The sequence below is a fragment of the Psychroflexus aurantiacus genome (assembly GCF_010820555.1).
In the GTDB taxonomy this organism is placed as follows: domain Bacteria; phylum Bacteroidota; class Bacteroidia; order Flavobacteriales; family Flavobacteriaceae; genus Psychroflexus; species Psychroflexus aurantiacus.
The window spans coordinates 171524-189304 of sequence record NZ_JAAIKD010000003.1; the positions used below are offsets into that span (position 1 = coordinate 171524).

Sequence of the window (17781 nt, forward strand, 5' to 3'; positions counted from 1 at the left end):
GTGGTTTTAATACCTTCTGGTTTTAAACTATGTCTTAAAGCACTATAACTTCAAGGACAGTGGTTTCACCAATCACGACCGTTACGTCGTTTACAGTTGCAGTAAGACCGCTTTCAGACTCTACTTCTAAGGTATACGTTCCTTCAGGAACTCCGTAAAGTAAAAACTCACCTGTTTCATCTGTGTACGCACTGATTTCTTCTCCTGAAGCATCATTGGTTGCAGTCACTTTAGTTTCAGTATCAAAAGGTTCAACAGAACCAGCTATGGCACCGCTTTCTGCACTTGTTGTGATACGAATAACAGGCTTTAGCAAGTAACCTCCATTGCCTTGTGCAACAATAGACTCATCGACTTTAAAGTCCATGATAAATTCATAGGTTACACCTGGCTGCAAGTCATAATTTACTTCCAGTTTTAAACCTGATTGTTGAGCACTTGGGGTCTGAAGCGCTATGGTTTCACCACCGTTAAGGACAACACTGTTATCTGCACCCAAAACAAGACGAACCTGGCTCAAATCTCCAGACGGGATATCTTCATTCACAAGGCTTACAAAATTACCACCTGTAAGGGTAAGCAAATCATAAACACCAGCGTTGGTATCCAGCATTACAATTTCACCGTCAACAATAGCTTCAACACCAACGACATCTATGAATACATTTTCATAGTCTCCCGGAGCATCAACTAAACGAACAGACATACCCGATGTACCTTCTGCTGTACTGTCAGAATCACAACTGATTAAGGCTGCTGATACTACAAATACGCTTAAAATAAGTTTAAATAAATTTTTCATTTGTTTTTGTTTTTAAAATTTATAAGACAATTACTGTCTTCTATCAATATAACAATGCAAAAGCGAATCACCCTAGCTTTAAGATACGGATTTTTTCAAGTTTTTTTATCAGACCCCAGCCTTTCCTTTGTAATAGCTTAATGCTCAAAACCTTATTCATAAGCAAAAATGTTTGCTGTAGTTTCCATAACATTAAGAATTCTGGACTAGGATGCTGGATAATAATACCTACTGTACCTATTCTTAATCCGTTTAAACGTGTTTTCCGGACTGTAATTCCTGTTATCAGGACAAGAATTAGGAGGAAGCTTCCCTGGATTAGGCTTTCGTTTCAAATGCTTGACTTATCTTTAAAGTTTAAAATAGCATCTATGAAATTAGTTTTATGTTTTTTGATCCCCATTGCAGTAAGCTTTTCAGCAGTGAGTCAAACTCAATCGCAGGCCCTGGATTCTATCATCAAAACCTACCAGGCACATACAGGCTATGACAGAGAAGTCTATCCGTTAGGATTGTATACAGAAGCCTATTACAAGCAGGAAGCTGAATTTGCAAAAGAAATCCTTAATGATTTAGATGAAATCAATACCAGTAAGCTTTCAGAAACCGAGCAAATTTCTCTGGCCCTTTTGAAATTCAAACTGCAGGAAACTGTAGATTTTTATACCTACGAAGCCTATTTAAATCCGTTGCTTTCTGATTCCGGCTTTCACCTCAGTTTGTCTTACCGCGTCAGAGACCTCAACACTTACGACCAGGTGAGAGCCTACCTCAATACACTCAATGCCATTCCTATCTATACAGATCAGCATTTGAAACTGCTTCGTAAAGGACTAAAGTTGGGCATCTCACAACCCCGAATTATTTTTGAAGGCTATGCATCCACTTACGATTCACAAATCGTGGATCAAGCTGAAGACAGTTACTTCTTCGAACCTTTTGAAAAGCTGCCATCCACTTTGTCTGAAACTCAGAAAGATTCTGTCCTCCAAGCTGCCAGGCTAGCGATTGAAACCAATGTCATTCCACAGTTCAAACGCATTAAAACCTTTTTTGAAACCGAATATCTTCCTGGCACCAAAACCACTTTAGGCGTTTCAGAAGGGCCAATGGGCCAGGCTTATTATCAAAACAGACTGAATTACTACACGACTTTGGATTTGACCGCTGAAGACATTTACAACATTGGCTTGAAGGAAGTGGCCCGCATCAACGCGGAAATGAAATCTATTGTTGAAGAGGTCAACTTTGACGGCAGTTTGGATGAATTTATTGCCTTCTTAAGAACCGATGAGCAGTTTTATGCTAAAACCGGAGAAGACCTTCTGAAAGAAGCACGCGATATCGCCAAGCGTATCGATGCCAAGCTTCCAGCCTATTTCAAAACTTTACCGAGGAAGCCTTACGGTGTGGCTAAAGTTCCGGATGCCATTGCACCTAAATATACTACCGGGCGTTATATTGGGGCTTCCAATGACACTCAGCCGGGTTACTATTGGGTCAACACCTATAATTTACCGAACAGGCCGCTTTACGTGTTGCCGTCCTTAACGGCCCATGAAGCTGTGCCCGGACATCATTTACAAAATGCACTGAATGCCGAACTTGGCGATAGTATCCCCCAGTTTCGCAGAAATATGTATTTATCGGCTTACGGAGAAGGCTGGGGCTTGTATTCTGAATTTCTGGCGGACGAAATGGGGATTTACACCACCCCTTACGAGCGCTTTGGAAAACTAACTTATGAGCAATGGCGTGCCTGTCGACTCGTTGTCGATACCGGTATTCATGCCATGGGCTGGACCCGAGAGCAGGCTGTGGAGTATTTTATAAAAAACACAGCGCTGTCCTTGCATAATATCAACACCGAAGTAGATCGGTATATCTCCTGGCCTGGACAGGCGGTGTCTTATAAAATTGGAGAAATCAAAATAAGAGAGTTGCGACGGAAAGCCGAAGAAACCCTTGGTCCAAAATTTAACATCAGAGACTTTCATGAAGTGATTCTCGAACAGGGTGTGGTTACCTTACCCATTCTGGAACGACGTATTGAAGCTTATATTGAAGAAGTAAAATGAGTTTTGGCTCGGGTCATGTCTTTGATATGATAAATCGAATGAAACAAAATCGCTCGATGTTATCCTCTAAACGACAGAAATTCAAAAGTAATCGTCGAGAAGGTATTTATTCAAAATCGAAACAGACAAGCCAAATTCAAGATCATAATTTAAGTGAGGAAGAATTAAATCAACTGAAAAAAGAAATTGCAAAACGCACTCGGGAAGAGCACCGAAGAGGCTGGACTATTTCTATAGCAACTGTTGTTTTCATATTTATCATTTTTTTAATCTTCTCCTTTTGAGAGTTTTAGTCTTTTTTATTTTCTAAATAGTTGAAAAGCTACGATTGTTTAAATAGAAAGATAATTTTAATCAATAATGTTGCTATATTTAATTTATATTAAAATAAAATCATGAAAGACAAGACTGCTGCTGGACTTTTAGCCTTTTTCATAGGAAGTATCGGCATCCACCGGTTTTACCTCAACCAGGTTGGCCTGGGGTTTTTGTATCTTTTATTCAGCTGGACGTTAATCCCTCTGCTTGTGTCTTTTTATAGATTTTATTGTGTTTCTGGTGATGGATAAAAGGACGTTTGATTATAAGTACAACAAGGAATTTTCAGTACAGCAGCATACGTATTTTACAAACAGTTCCAGTGAAGAAATTGAAAAGCTTTATAATTTGAAGATGAAAGGGATCATTTCAGAGGAAGAATTCAACAGAAAGAAAAGAGAACTGTTGTAGGAGCTTTTCTCGTAGTTGTGAAAGGCAGAGAATTGAGATAAGTTCTCGATACACACCGACTGTTTTAGTCGGTGCACTTGAACGGACAGGGTTGGCGAGCTTAGTCCACAAAAAAAGACCAGCCGTTTGGCTGGTCTTTTTTTATCGTATTATAAGGACTCTATCTAGTCTACATTATCATGTAAAAAAGAGTTGTTCGACCTAAAATTCAAACTGTCCTTATCGCCTTCCACACTGGTTCTCGACAAAGAATTTCTTTCCCGATTGTGATCTAGTTCTATGCCTGCACGTTTGTAGGCCGGTTGCTTTTCGATCTCATCAATCGTGTTGCTGTTTCTGAATTTATAGTTGAACTGCTTCATTTTAGCTTTTCGCTCTGCGGCTCTCTGAGCAAGTTCCGATAGTGGTGTGTTCATAGGATCAACCTCATCTCGGGTTTCACTATTCACTTCCGTACGGCTTAAGGTTCGTCTTGTAAACTGGATTTCCTGCGGCTCTTCCACGATTTGTTTAGGTTTTGGCTTTTCAGGTGCAGGAGATTTTTGGTCCTCCTCTTCTTCCATAAACTCTGATAAGTCGTACTTTTTGACTTCAGAATCGGAAAGACTTCGGAAAGAGTTGACTTCTTCCGGTTCATTCACTTCAATATCTTTAGCTGATTCTGCGGTATTGGATTTAGGTTCCTCCTCTTCGTCTTCGGAAAAGTCGAAACTCAACATACCCGATGAATTTTCCTCTTCCCGGACAGGAGTCTCCTCTATAATTTCAAAATCATCTTCATGTGCATTGACGATTTCAAAATCCACATCCAGATGATTGACGTTTACTTCCTCCGGTTCCTGCTTCTCCTCAGCACTCTCTTCATCAAAATTCAATTCGTGCATCACCTTGGGTTCTTCTTTTTGCTCGGAAGGCTTAGGTCTGGACTGTGGAATATCTATAGAGGATTGCTTCTGGAATCTGCCTGTGGATAAATTTTGCTCTATCCTTTGCTCGTCTTCCAGGGTATGGATGATTTTTTTGGTTTCGGTATTCACGATTTCATCCTGCTGTTCAGTATCAAAACCTGTCGCAATCACAGTAACCGAAATGGAATCTTCCAGGCTTTCATCATCCCCAACACCCATGATGATATTGGCACTGTTCCCGGCTTCAGCCTGGATGTGGTCATTGATTTCTCCAATTTCATCCAGGGTGATTTCATCGGTACCCGACACAATCAGTAAAAGTACATTTTTAGCACCTTTAATCTTGTTATCGTTCAAGAGCGGAGAATCCAGGGCTTTTTCAATAGCAATCTGAGATCTGTTAGTGCCGGAGGCTACTGCAGAACCCATGATAGCTGTTCCGCTATTGCTCAATACCGTCTTCGCATCACGTAAATCGATGTTTTGAGTATAGTGGTGTGTAATGACCTCGGCGATACCACGAGAAGCAGTGGCTAAGACCTCATCGGCTTTAGAAAACCCTGACTTAAAGCCAAGATTACCATAGACTTCTCTTAATTTATTATTGTTGATAACAATGAGTGAGTCCACATTGCTACGCAGTTCTTCTACGCCCAACTGAGCCTGTTCGTTTCGGGTTCGCCCTTCAAACTGAAATGGAATGGTAACGATACCAACCGTAAGAATATCCATTTCTTTAGCGAGCCTGGCAATGACAGGGGCAGCCCCCGTTCCTGTACCTCCACCCATTCCTGCAGTGATAAATACCATTTTGGTATTGGTACTCAGCAGGCTTTTAAGGTCTTCACGACTTTCTTCTGCCGCCTGTTTTCCGATATCCGGATTGGCTCCGGCGCCAAGGCCTTCGGTAAGGTCAACCCCCAGTTGTATTCTGGTAGGGACCGGACTGTTTTCCAGGGCTTGAGAATCGGTGTTACAAACCACGAAGTCCACGCCTTTTATACCCTGACTAAACATGTGATTGATGGCGTTAGAACCTCCTCCGCCTACACCAATGACTTTAATGACATTGGACTGGTTTTTTGGAAGATCAAATGAGATGTTTTCAAATTCTTTCTGACTCATAATGATGTATTTTGATTGGTACGCTTCTTATTCTGCATTATCTAAAAAATCTTTCAATTTATCAAACCATTTTTCGACTACATTTCTGCTAGGTCGTGCTGGCTGATTGGGTTGCTCCGGGATGCTCTGCCTGTCATCCTCTTCTGAAGAATCTTCTGTGATTCCCTCGGCGGTATGGGCTGTTTCTGTCGGCTGCTCTGCACCCACTGGCTGTTCTTCATCCTCTTCCAGCTCCTCACGTTCTGCTTTGTCAAGGGCTTTACGCTCCAGTCCGTCCATCACCAGGCCTACTGCCGTAGCGTAAAGCGGACTTGCGATTTCTTTATCGGTTTCTCCGGCAAGATATTCATTGGGGTAACCAACGCGCGTGTCCATTCCTGTGACGTATTCTACCAGCTGTTTCAAATGCTTGAGCTGAGCGCCACCACCCGTGATGACAATACCGGCAATAAGCTTTTTCTTTTGCTCATCGTGTCCATAGTTTTTGATTTCAAGATAGACCTGGTCGATGATTTCTACAGCCCGGTAATGAATCACTTTAGACAAATTCTTGAGCGATATTTCTTTTGGATCTCTTCCTCGTAATCCGGGAATTGACACAATTTCGTTTTCTTTATTTTCTCCGGGCCAGGCAGAACCAAATTTCACTTTGAGCAATTCGGCCTGCTTTTCTATGATAGAACAGCCTTCTTTAATATCTTCTGTAATCACATTTCCGCCCAGGGGAATCACGGCGGTATGCCGTATAATTCCATCTTTGAAAATGGCCAGATCTGTAGTCCCCCCACCGATATCGATTAAAGCCACTCCGGCTTCTTTCTCCTCCTGACTCAACACCGAATTTGCAGAAGCCAGCGGCTCCAGGGTCATCCCGTTAAGCTCCAGCCCGGAGTTTTTGACACATCGGCCAATGTTTCGAATGGATGAAATTTGCCCAACGACGACATGAAAGTTGGCTTCCAAACGGCCGCCAGACATACCTCTTGGCTCCATGATTTCCGACTGTCCATCGACTTTATATTCCTGGGGCAGCACGTGAATAATCTCTTCACCGGGAAGCATCACCAGCTTGTGAACCTGGTTGCATAAGTGATCGATGTCCTCATCTTCTATCACTTCCTCCACGTCATTTCTTGTGATGTAATCACTGTGCTGCAAACTTCTGATGTGCTGACCCGCAATTCCTACGGTTACTCCTTTTACATCAATGCCCGAGTTGGCCTCTGCCTGCTGTATAGCCTGCTGAATGGACTGAATGGTCTGAGTAATATTATTCACAACTCCACGATGAACACCTAGACTTTTGGTTCTTCCAATGCCTAGAATCTCTACTTTTCCATATTCATTTTTACGCCCAATCATCGCTACAATCTTCGTAGTTCCAATGTCTAAGCCTACTGCAATATTATCTTCTTCCATCTTTGTAGATTATTACTTTGTTGTACATACCACTTGATTACCAAACTGCAAATCTATACGTTTATAGCTATCTAATTTTTTGTATTCCAAAGCTTTTAAATAAAAAACTTTATAATTGCTCAACTTTCTGTCAAGATAAGAAATCTGACCAAAATTGACGAAATAATCTCTATTTCTCACCTCTAAAACATAGTTATTTTCTGATTTTTTTCGGATTGCAATGATATGTTTTTTTAAAAAATCGTCGGCCTCAATTTTTGCCAAAAGCGGATAAACTTCTTTGAGCTCATCTGGCTCTATTCCTGAGACCAAAGGCACTCGGGATGAGTAGTTTGGAGACAGAGGCATAGCCAATCCATCGGTATCCATATAATAAAATCCATTGTCTTTGATTCGAGCAATGGGTTTTCGCTGTATAATTTTGGCAGAAAGCCTGCCGTCCAGACTATAAAATGCTTCTGAAGACTTTATCATTTCGTTGGCATTGAGCATATCTTCAAAGCTGGCCAGACGCTTTTCGTTCACTAAAGAATCTCCATTGGATTTCAAGACCTCCTGTAAAAGTTTTTCAACTTCAGCTTCGGTGATGAATATTTTGGAAGCATCCAGAAGTTCAACCTGCAACGACTTGACCGGCTTCAGGTTTTGTCGATGATTCGCAAAACCCACCAGAAAGAAGAGAACCCCCAGGATTAGAATCAATCGAATGTTATGTAGTTTAAACACGTTCATGTAAATAATTTGAAATTTTAGTGGCTTCTATGCCTATATCTCCTGCACCAAGCAAGACAATCACCTCATCCTTGGCTATTTTTATTCTGTTGTGAATGTCATTTTTAGTGATCAGCTGTTTTGAGGAGTGCTGTATCAAATTCAGAAGAAATTCTGAAGTCACTCCTTCAATAGCAACTTCCCTGGCTGGATAAATATCCAGCAGATTCACTTCATCAAACTGAGCTAAACTAATTGCAAAATCCTCTGCAAAATCCCGTGTTCTTGAAAACAAGTGTGGCTGAAAAATCACAACTGTCTTTTGTTCCGGATGCATTTCAGATATCGCCTGGTACACGGCGTCAATTTCCTTAGGATGATGCGCGTAATCGTCTATCACCAGCAAATCATTGGATTTATAAATGTAATTGAAACGCCTTTGAACGCCTTCAAAACTAGCCAGAGCTTTTCCAAATGAACTGGCCAGCTCGGGTTTAAAATCTATTGCCAGGGCTAAAGCCGCCGCCGCGTTTAATAAATTGTGGTGTCCAGGCAAAGCAAACTGAAGTCCTTTCAAGTGAACTTCTCCCTGCTTAAAATCGAATCTGTAACTGCCATTTTCTATGGAAATGCGATTCACCTGCACCTCCGCCTCCTCATCCAAAGCTATGGAGCGGGCGTCCAAATCCAGACCGGATTTGGCATACAAATGGCCTTTCGGCACCAGTTGGGAAAATTCCCGAAAGGTATCTATCAGCTTTTGGGAGGTCTCGTAAATATCCAAATGATCTGCATCCATGGAGTTAATCACTGCAGCGGAGGGGTGTAAGCGAAGAAAAGACCGGTCGAATTCATCGGCCTCCACCACAACGACCTCTTCGCCGTCGCCGATGTAGTTGGTTTTATAATTCTGAAGGATTCCACCACAAAATGCAGTCAGTTTCACTCCGGAAGCTTTCAGGATGTGCACCAGTATTGCTGAAGTAGTCGTTTTTCCATGTGTTCCTGCTACTGCCAGTGTGGGCAGGTGTTTGGTAATATGTCCTAAAACCACCGAACGTTTGTGCATTTCAAAATTCTGAGTGCTGAAATAGTCGAAGTATGCTGAATTTTTTGAAATCGCCGGCGTATAAATCACTAAGGTGGTCTCCCTGGATAAATTCTGAATCTGCTCATTCACAGACTCGGAATACACCACATCAATGCCTTCGCTCAGTAAGCTTTTGGTCAGCTCCGATTCTGTCCTGTCATAACCAGAAACCCCCAGTCCTTTTTGATTGAAATACCGGGCCAGAGCACTCATCCCGATACCACCGATACCGATCAGAAACACGTGTGTATATTGACTTATCTCTTTCATCTTACTGCATTTTCTAAGCGTTCCACTTCATCTGCAATCGCCTTTGTAGCCAGAGGTTTCGCCAGGGTCAGGATATTTTTGGATAACTTCTTTTGAAGCTCAATATCCTGTATCAAATTTTTGAATACAGGTTCAAATTTATCATCCAGATCTTTCTCCCTCAGCATCACTGCTGCTTCTTTATCTTCTATAGATTTCGCATTTTTAGTTTGATGGTCCTCGGCAACGTTAGGCGAAGGAATAAAAAGCACCGGTTTTCCTACCAAACTGAGTTCGCTCACCGCCCCAGCACCGGCTCTGGAAATGATGACATCTGCCACAGCATAGGCCAAATCCATATTCGAAATGAATTTTAAAACCTTGACGGATTCGGTCTCCAAGGCAGCATATCTGTCATAATACAATTTCCCGCATTGCCATAAGACCTGAAGGTTTTCGGCTTCAAACCATGACAACTGACCTGCTATTAACTCATTGATGCGCTGAGAGCCTAAGCTGCCTCCTACAATCAACACGGTCTTTTTATTTGAATCCAATTGAAAATGCTTCAATCCGGCTTCTCTCTTGCTTCGCACTTCAAGTAAATCTTTACGAATTGGATTTCCTGTGAATACTACTTTTTCTTTAGGAAAAAACTGCTCCATCCCTTCGTAAGCGACGCAGATGGATTGCGCTTCTTCGGCCAGCCATTTATTGGTTATGCCCGCATAGGCATTTTGTTCCTGAATAAGGGTTGGGATTTTAAGAATAGAAGCCATCTTCAGCAAAGGGCCGCTTGCATATCCTCCTGTACCAACCACTACATTCGGTTTAAATCTTTTGAGAAGTGTTCTTGCCTTTAGCATAGAACTCATCAGTTTGAAAGGAAACATCAAATTTGACAAGCTGAGTTTTCGCTGAATTCCGGAAATCCATAGGCCTTCAATTTCAAAACCCGCCTCAGGCACTTTGGTCATTTCCATTTTATCTTTAGCGCCTACAAACAGAAATTCTGCCTCAGGATGTCTGCCTTTCAATTCTTCAGCAATAGCGATAGCCGGGTAGATATGTCCACCTGTTCCTCCTCCGGAAATCATGTATCGTCTTTCGCTCATATCGTCTCGCTTAATACTTCTAATGGGTTTTCAATCGCCAGATTATCGTCCCTTTCCTTTTGTCTGGCTTCAGCACTGGCTTTTACGTCATTATTGGCACTCACACTTATAACAATACCTAAAGACAGACACGTCATCCAGATGGAAGTTCCGCCGCTTCCCACCAGGGGAAGAGTCTGACCGGTGACGGGTAAAAATTCAACCGCTACGGCTATGTTTACAAAAGCCTGGAAAATAATGGGAATTCCTGCTGCTATAACCAATAGCCGCCCATAAACCGTTTCCGATTTGGTCACGATAATCGCGATTCGGTACAGCATGAACAGGTAAGCTAAAATCACTCCGATACCGCCAACCATACCCATTTCTTCTACAATTATAGCGTAAATAAAATCTGAGGAAGACTGCGGAAGAAAATTACGCTGAACGCTTTTACCTATGCCATTTCCGGTAATTCCACCGGTCGCTATAGCTATTTTAGCCTTCTCGACCTGATACTGTTCTCTCGACTGCTCATCTTGGGTAAAGCTTTCGACCCTGCTGATCCAGGTATCCACTCTATTGGGAAACAGGCCCGGAAAGGCTTTTGCAGATAAGCCAAAGACAACCAGACTTAGCATTCCCACACCCACGACTGCAGCAAGGTATTTGAGAGTATAACCTCCCACAAAAGTGAGCATTAAAACCATCAAAAAGATGATGGCTGCTGTGGAAAAATTGGCCGGTAAAATAAGGCCAACTACCAGAAATACAGGAACCCAAAGTGGTAAAATGGTTTCTTTGAAAGTATATTCAGTGTCTTTAATCTTTGATAAATATCTGGCTACGTAAATCAGTAAGACTACAGAGGCCAGGGTTGAGGTCTGGAAGGAGAAATTGACCAAAGGCACCTGTATCCATCGACTTGCATTCGCTCCGCCTATTGTGGTTCCCTGAAGGAGGGTCACTACTAAAAGCACGATGACGATAGGTAACAGAATAATAGATAAACCTCTGAAATATCTGTAGGGAATTTTGTGTGTCGCATACAGAATGGCAAATCCTAAAACCAGATGTATGAAATGCTTTACCAAATACGCAAAAGTACTTCCACTGGCGCCGTTCAGATAGGCCAGATTACTGGAAGCACTGTACACGGGAATAAAAGAAAAAATAGCCAAAAGCGCAGCCACAGACCATAACATCTTGTCTCCTTTTATGCTTTCAAAAAATTCTTTAACTCCTGAACTTGTTGACATTTTGATTTATTTTTTTAAACCTTGAACTGCATTTTTAAATTGTCTTCCTCTATCCTCATAATTTTCAAACAAATCGAAACTTGCGCAGGCTGGCGATAAGAGTACGGCATCGTTCTCTTCAGCCAATTCGTATGCTTTGGTTACTGCATCCTTCATAGTGGAGGTTTCGATAAGAATATCAACACAGTTGCTGAACGCTTCATAGATTTTTTGATTATCTATGCCCAGGCATACGATGGCTTTCACCTTTTCATTAACCAGAGCCAGCAAGTCTTCATATTTATTCCCTTTATCAACCCCACCTACAATCCAGACCGTTGGGGCAGTCATACTTCCCAAAGCATAAAAGGTTGCGTTTATATTGGTCGCTTTAGAATCGTTGATGAAAGCCACCTTATTGACTTTGCCCAATTCCTCCAGTCTGTGTTCCACACCGCGAAAGCTTTCCATGCTCTCCCGTATGGTTTGTTTCCTGATCTTCAGCAATCTTGCCGCTGTCGAAGCCGCCATTGCATTTCTTGTATTGTGGTCGCCTTTTACGGCTAAATCTGTTACAGACATAGTAAATAAGTTATGATTGAGTTTGATATTAATTTTGTTGTCTTCGATAAAAGCTGATAAATCCTCCAATAAGGTTGTCATTGTAAAGGGAATCAGTTGAGCTCTTACAGGGTTTTGTTCCAGCCATCTGACAATCACTTCATCGTCTTTATTGTAAATGAGGTAATCCTTTTCGGTTTGGTTCTCTGTTATTCTGAATTTGGCCGCGATGTATTCCTGAAAGTTATTGTGATAACGGTCTAAATGATCTGGTGTAATGCTGGTCAGGATAGCGATATGAGGCTGGAAGCTTTCAATACCATCTAGCTGAAAACTGCTGAGTTCCAGCACATAATTCTGAACCTGCTTTCTGGCCACTTGTTCAGCAAAACTAAAGCCCACATTGCCGGCCATAGAAACCGATAATCCCGCGTTTTTCAGAATATGATAAACCATACTGGTCACCGTAGTTTTGCCATTGGATCCTGTAATGCCAATCGTAGTAGCATCGGTATACCAGGAGGCAAATTCAATTTCAGAAATGATTTTGATACCCTTTTCCTTTAGCTTTTGAATCAAAGGTAAATCATCAGATATCCCAGGACTTTTTACAATAAGATCTGCAGCTTCAAGTTTTGAAATGCTGTGTCCACCCTCTTCAAAGGCGATGCCTTCAGAATTTAATTTAGCTTTAAACCCGGGCTTCAATTTTGAAAAATCGGATAAGAAAACCTCGTAAGATTTATCCTTTCCTAAAATAGCAGCTCCTACTCCACTTTCACCTCCACCTAAAACAACCAGCTTTTCCATTTATCTGATTTTAAGGGTTACAATGGTGATGACCGCCAGCAGGATTCCTATAATCCAGAATCTGACTACGATTTTAGATTCATGAAATCCAAGCTTTTGATAATGATGGTGCAGCGGAGACATCAAAAAGATACGTCTCCCGGTTCCTGTTTTCTTTCTGGTGTATTTGAACCAACCCACCTGAAGTATCACTGATAAGTTTTCAATAAAGAAAACGCCACAGAGGATGGGAATTAAAAGTTCTTTACGGGTGGCAATGGCAATCACGGCTATTATTCCACCGATGGTAAGGCTTCCGGTATCCCCCATAAATATTTGAGCCGGATAGGTGTTATACCATAAAAATCCAACCAGCGCCCCGGCAAAGGCCGTTATAAAAATAGTCATCTCTCCCGAGCGCGGAATGTTCATGACATTGAGGTAGTCTGAAAAGATGATGTTTCCAGACACCCAGGCAAATATTCCCAGGGTGAGCACAATTATAGCTGAACTTCCCGCCGCAAGACCATCAATGCCATCGGTAAGGTTGGCTCCGTTGGAAACAGCGGTGACAATAAAAATAACAATAGGAATAAAAATAAGCCATGCATACGAAGCCGCTCCTTCGCTAATCCAGGATATGGCTTTGGTATAATCCAATTCGTTGTTCTTAACAAAGGGGATGGTTGTGGTTAAAGATTTTTCTTCAGGAGACGTATTGGTGATCACCTGTGTATTATTCTCTGTGATGACTTCATTTTCAGATCTTATGGTCACATCGGGATGAAGATACATCACAGCACCCACAAAAACCCCTAAGCCAACCTGGCCCACGACTTTGAATTTTCCTTTTAAGCCTTCTTTGTTCTTTTTAAATGTTTTGATATAATCATCTATAAATCCAATGGTTCCCATCCAGATCGTGGTCACAATAAGAAGGATGATATAGATGTTATCCAGCTGCGAGAGAAGCAAAACGGGAATAAGCGTCGAAAAAATGATAATAAGACCACCCATAGTTGGTGTACCCGCTTTCTCTTTTTGACCTTCGAGTCCCAGTTCTCTAACGCTTTCTCCAATTTGTTTGCGTTGCAGAAATAAAATGATGCGTTTACCAAAAATCGTAGAGATCAATAGCGATAAAATGATGGCTGAAGCTGCTCTAAAAGATATGTACTGGAATAAACGAGCTCCGGGGAGATCGTATTGGCTTTCTAAAAATTCGAATAGATGATACAGCATATCTTATTTGTTAAATTGAACTAAGAGGTTCTTCACTAGTTTTAAATCGTCAAAATCTGTTCTCACCCCATGAATTTCCTGATAGGTTTCATGTCCTTTTCCCGCAATCAAAATGATGTCTCCGCTTTGAGCTAAGCTGCAGGCCGTTTTGATCGCCTGCTCTCTGGAGGTAATACTCAAGGTTTTAAACACATCCTGAGGCTCTACGCCTTTTTCTATATCGCTGATGATCTGGTCCGGATCTTCCGTTCTTGGGTTATCACTGGTAAAAATGACTTTGGTACTGAGATTCCCCGCAATTTTCCCCATCACAGGACGTTTGGTTTTATCGCGATCGCCTCCGCAACCCACCACGGTAATCAGTTCTTCATTACGCGTTCTGATGCTATTGGTGGTTTGCAGCACATTCTTTAAAGCATCGGGAGTGTGGGCATAATCTACAATCACATGAATTCCGGTTTCTGAAATGTGATGCTGATATCTTCCGTCCACAGGTTTCAACTGACTTAAGGTCTGCAAATTTTCAAGGTCCTCAACGCCAAGCAGATCTGCTGTAGCATACACGGCCAGTAGATTATAGGCATTAAAATCGCCTATGAATCTCGACCAGACTTCATTTCCATTGATGTTCAACTTAAGACCAGAGAAGCTTTCCTCCAGGATTTTCACTTTGTAATCGGTCAGGTTTTTAACTCCATACCCATAAGTCTTGGCTTTGGTATTCTGAAGCATATACCTGCCGTTTTTATCGTCGACATTGGTGAGGGTAAAAGCATCTTTGGATAACTGATCAAAGAATCGCTTCTTCACGTCTCTGTATTCCGCAAATGAACTGTGATAATCCAGATGGTCCTGAGATAGGTTTGTGAAAATTCCACCTTTAAAATCCAGTCCCAAAGTCCGGTGCTGAGCAATCCCATGAGAACTCACCTCCATGAAACAAAACTCTACGCCTGCCTCATTCATCATTTTGAGGTATGTATTTATCGTTAGAGAATCTGGAGTTGTCAATTTGGTCGGAAACTCTTTTTCGTCAACTTTAATGGTCACGGTAGAAATCAAACCCACTTTATAACCAAGTGCTTTAAAAAGCTGATATAAAAGAGAACTCACCGTTGTTTTCCCATTGGTACCGGTTACGCCAACCAGTTTCAGGTTGGACGATGGATTTTCAAAATAATTGGAAGCCATGATCGCTAAGGCCTCACGAGTGTCCTTCACCTGAACATAAGTGATACCCGGAGCTAATTCAGCAGGAAGCTCTTCACACACAATCCCATGAGCTCCTTTTGAAATTGCCGCATCTATATATAAATGACCATCAGCAGCAGCGCCTCGTATTGATACAAAAACATCCTGTTTGGACACTAAACGGCTGTCGAAGTGAATGCTGTTCACTTCCAGAGCTGTTGAGCCTTTAACAGATTCAATCGGAACTTTATAGAGTATGTCTTTTAAAATTTTCAACTTGAAATTAAATTTACCTTTTGATTATTTGAAATTTTAGTACCGCCTTTTATCGACTGTCTTACAACTGTACCGCTGCCAATCAGATTGACATTAAGTCCCAGATTTTCTAAAATCGAGACCGCATCCATAGCCGGGTAACCTTTAAGATCCGGCATCACCGTTTTATAGTCCTGAGAAATTTTGAAGTATTTATCATAGCTGCCACTGGCGATATCAGATTGAATCGTTTCCCTGGAAATTTCATCTTTTAAAGGCGTATCGATATAAATTTTCTGAGCGATTTTCGCAAACACCGGAGCAGCCACGGTACTTCCGTAGTAACCGATTTTAGGATTGGGTTTATGAATCACGACAATACAGGAATATTTAGGCTCATCCGCAGGAAAATACCCCACAAAAGAAGAGATATAGCGTCCCGATTCTATCCAGTATTCGGTCTGGCAGGTGCCGGTTTTTCCAGCCATAGAAAAATTAGGGTTTTTAATGTTGGTCCCGGTCCCGTTTTCTACAACCCCCTTCATCAAATCCTGAAGTTTCAAAGCGGTTTCCTTGGAACAAACACTTCCCTCAACAATGGGCTCGGTATAAGACTCGATAAGTGAATGTTTATCCCTGACCTGTTTTAAAAATTTCGGCTTCACCTTTAAGCCATCGTTGGCAATAGCATTATAAAAAGTAAGGGTTTGCAGAGAAGTTAAAGAAACCCCATACCCAAAAGACATCCACGGCAAAGTTGTCCCATACCAGTTGGAATCATCTGGATGAGGAATTCTGGGTTGCCCCTCTCCTTTAATTCTCAGACCAATTTTATCATTTAAACCCATATTGTAAAGCCGGTTCACAAAGCGCTCTGGATTATCCTTATAATTTTCGTAAATCATTTTGGCGAAGGCTGTGTTTGAAGAGACTTCAAACGCCTCAGCCGCAGAAATTTTACCGTAACCTCCGCGTTTGGAGTCGTAAACTTTCCGGTCAAAAAACTTAACCATTCCCTGTTCTGTGTCGAAAACAGTGCTGGTATCGATAACCTTATCTTCCAAAGCTGCTGCAATGCTCATCAGCTTGAAGGTAGACCCTGGCTCATGGGGCTCATAAACCGCGTAGTTGAGTTTTTCATAGTATTTATCAGAATCTTTGATGCGACCCAGATTGGAAATAGCCTTGATTTCCCCGGTCTTGGTTTCCATCACCACAACGCTTCCATGGTCTGCTTCAAAATGCTCCAGTTGCTCAAGCAGGGCATGATGAGCCACATCCTGAATATTGACATCAATGGTAGAAATAACGTCATAACCATCTTCGGGTTCGACTTCATTTACATCACTGATGGGCTTCCATTGACCTTTAGCTATTTTCTGCTTTAGCCTACGGCCCTGTTTGCCTCTAAGATACTCATCGAAAGCGCCTTCCAGACCTACATTTCCAAAACCAACTGTGCGTTCCCCTATTTTTCCCAGGGGATTTTCACGAACGGTGGACTGTTCTGCAATAAAACCTCCTTTGTAAGGGCCAAGATTAAAAAGCGGAAACTCTCGTATCGCTATATAATCTGAATAATCCAGCTGCTTTGCTATGAGCAAATACCTGTTTTTAGCTTCTCTGGCCCGCTTTAGTTTCTGAAGGTGAAAGCTTTTAGAATTTCCGAGTAACCTGGACAGTTCTGAAGCCAAAGCTGAGGCATATTTCTGAAAATTGCTTTCTGAAACGGTAATGGCATCAAACCTGATATCGTATTTGGGAACTGAAGTTGCCAGTAAATTCATATGGGTATCATACAAATTACCTCGGTTGGGCTCTATATTGAAATTTCTGTATACCGTTTCCTGAGCCAGATCCTTGTACTTCTGCCCCTCCACGATTTGAATTTTAAACAGCTGGTAAGACATGATTAAAAACAGCAGCACAAAAGCCGCCGCGAGGACGTAAAACCGACTTAAAATGTTTTTGTCTGTTGTCATTTCAATTGGACTTTACTATAATTTTATAGGGTGGTTTATCAGATAAACCGATGGCGCGCTTTTTCATTTTCTGGGCAACATTTGACTCCATTTTTTGCTGCATCACGGTTTTACGCGTATCCACAAATTCACTTCGGAGTTCCTTTAGTTGCTGATTAAGCTCTGCAACCCGATATACTTTTCGCTCTGCACTATGCGAGCTGGCTATCATGATAATGGCCAGAAAGGCACAAAACACAATAAAGGCCCAGTTGGTAAAAGCGCCTTCACTTACCAAAAATTTGCCTTTTAAAATGTTTCCTAAGCCATTAGCCATGA

The 17781-nt window shown here is 41.8% G+C and carries 15 protein-coding genes; 3 read left to right on the forward strand and 12 right to left on the reverse strand.

The window, feature by feature from the left end; genetic code table 11:
- Nucleotides 1–34: 34 nt before the first annotated feature.
- A complete protein-coding gene (locus G3567_RS06245; RefSeq protein WP_164004471.1) occupies nucleotides 35–802 on the reverse strand; it encodes a DUF4382 domain-containing protein in 768 nt (255 codons plus the stop codon).
- A gap of 371 nt (nucleotides 803–1173) precedes the next feature.
- On the opposite strand from G3567_RS06245, the gene G3567_RS06250 reads away from it, so the two are divergent.
- The 3 genes from G3567_RS06250 to G3567_RS13340 all read left to right on the forward strand — a co-directional run bounded on the left by G3567_RS06250 (nucleotide 1174) and on the right by G3567_RS13340 (nucleotide 3609).
- Nucleotides 1174–2880 (forward strand): DUF885 domain-containing protein, encoded by a 1707-nt coding sequence (locus G3567_RS06250; protein WP_164004472.1) that lies wholly within the window; start codon nucleotides 1174–1176, stop codon nucleotides 2878–2880.
- 395 nt (nucleotides 2881–3275) lie between these two features.
- Entirely contained in the window at nucleotides 3276–3449 is a 174-nt protein-coding gene (locus G3567_RS13335) for a TM2 domain-containing protein (RefSeq protein WP_205521193.1), read from the forward strand.
- Nucleotides 3406–3609: an SHOCT domain-containing protein gene (locus G3567_RS13340; RefSeq protein WP_205521194.1), complete on the forward strand. Its 204-nt coding sequence runs from the start codon at nucleotides 3406–3408 to the stop codon at nucleotides 3607–3609. The genes G3567_RS13335 and G3567_RS13340 overlap by 44 nt, the downstream gene beginning before the upstream one ends.
- A 164-nt stretch (nucleotides 3610–3773) precedes the next feature.
- Here G3567_RS13340 and ftsZ read toward each other — a convergent pair whose 3' ends face one another.
- Genes ftsZ through G3567_RS06310 form a run of 11 tightly spaced genes read right to left on the reverse strand, consistent with a single transcriptional unit; the run spans nucleotide 3774 to nucleotide 17779 of the window.
- Nucleotides 3774–5642, reverse strand: a complete 1869-nt coding sequence (gene ftsZ, locus G3567_RS06260; RefSeq protein WP_164004473.1) for a cell division protein FtsZ — start codon at nucleotides 5640–5642, stop codon at nucleotides 3774–3776.
- Nucleotides 5643–5669: 27 nt separating this feature from the next.
- The gene (gene ftsA, locus G3567_RS06265; protein ID WP_164004474.1) at nucleotides 5670–7061 is read right to left on the reverse strand and encodes a cell division protein FtsA; all 1392 of its coding nucleotides are present in this window, start codon (nucleotides 7059–7061) and stop codon (nucleotides 5670–5672) included.
- Between the two features lie 12 nt (nucleotides 7062–7073).
- A complete protein-coding gene (locus G3567_RS06270; protein WP_164004475.1) occupies nucleotides 7074–7793 on the reverse strand; it encodes a cell division protein FtsQ/DivIB in 720 nt (239 codons plus the stop codon).
- Nucleotides 7780–9132: a UDP-N-acetylmuramate--L-alanine ligase gene (gene murC, locus G3567_RS06275; RefSeq protein WP_164004476.1), complete on the reverse strand. Its 1353-nt coding sequence runs from the start codon at nucleotides 9130–9132 to the stop codon at nucleotides 7780–7782. Before murC ends, G3567_RS06270 begins: the two co-directional genes overlap by 14 nt.
- Complete coding sequence (murG, locus tag G3567_RS06280) at nucleotides 9129–10226, reverse strand: undecaprenyldiphospho-muramoylpentapeptide beta-N-acetylglucosaminyltransferase (protein WP_164004477.1); 1098 nt, start codon at nucleotides 10224–10226, stop codon at nucleotides 9129–9131. The genes murC and murG overlap by 4 nt, the downstream gene beginning before the upstream one ends.
- On the reverse strand, nucleotides 10223–11464 hold the full coding sequence (locus G3567_RS06285; RefSeq protein WP_164004478.1) for an FtsW/RodA/SpoVE family cell cycle protein: 1242 nt from the start codon (nucleotides 11462–11464) through the stop codon (nucleotides 10223–10225). The genes murG and G3567_RS06285 overlap by 4 nt, the downstream gene beginning before the upstream one ends.
- 6 nt (nucleotides 11465–11470) lie before the next feature.
- A complete protein-coding gene (murD, locus tag G3567_RS06290; RefSeq protein WP_164004479.1) occupies nucleotides 11471–12814 on the reverse strand; it encodes a UDP-N-acetylmuramoyl-L-alanine--D-glutamate ligase in 1344 nt (447 codons plus the stop codon).
- Nucleotides 12815–14035, reverse strand: coding sequence for a phospho-N-acetylmuramoyl-pentapeptide-transferase (mraY, locus tag G3567_RS06295; RefSeq protein ID WP_164004480.1), 1221 nt, complete (start codon nucleotides 14033–14035; stop codon nucleotides 12815–12817).
- A 3-nt stretch (nucleotides 14036–14038) separates the two neighbouring features.
- Nucleotides 14039–15502 carry a UDP-N-acetylmuramoyl-L-alanyl-D-glutamate--2,6-diaminopimelate ligase gene (locus G3567_RS06300; protein WP_164004481.1) on the reverse strand — a complete coding sequence of 488 codons (1464 nt, stop codon included), beginning with the start codon at nucleotides 15500–15502 and terminating at the stop codon, nucleotides 14039–14041.
- Nucleotides 15499–17463 (reverse strand): penicillin-binding protein, encoded by a 1965-nt coding sequence (locus G3567_RS06305; RefSeq protein ID WP_164004482.1) that lies wholly within the window; start codon nucleotides 17461–17463, stop codon nucleotides 15499–15501. Before G3567_RS06305 ends, G3567_RS06300 begins: the two co-directional genes overlap by 4 nt.
- Before the next feature lies 1 nt (nucleotide 17464).
- Complete coding sequence (locus G3567_RS06310; RefSeq protein ID WP_164004483.1) at nucleotides 17465–17779, reverse strand: FtsL-like putative cell division protein; 315 nt, start codon at nucleotides 17777–17779, stop codon at nucleotides 17465–17467.
- Nucleotides 17780–17781: the final 2 nt, after the last annotated feature.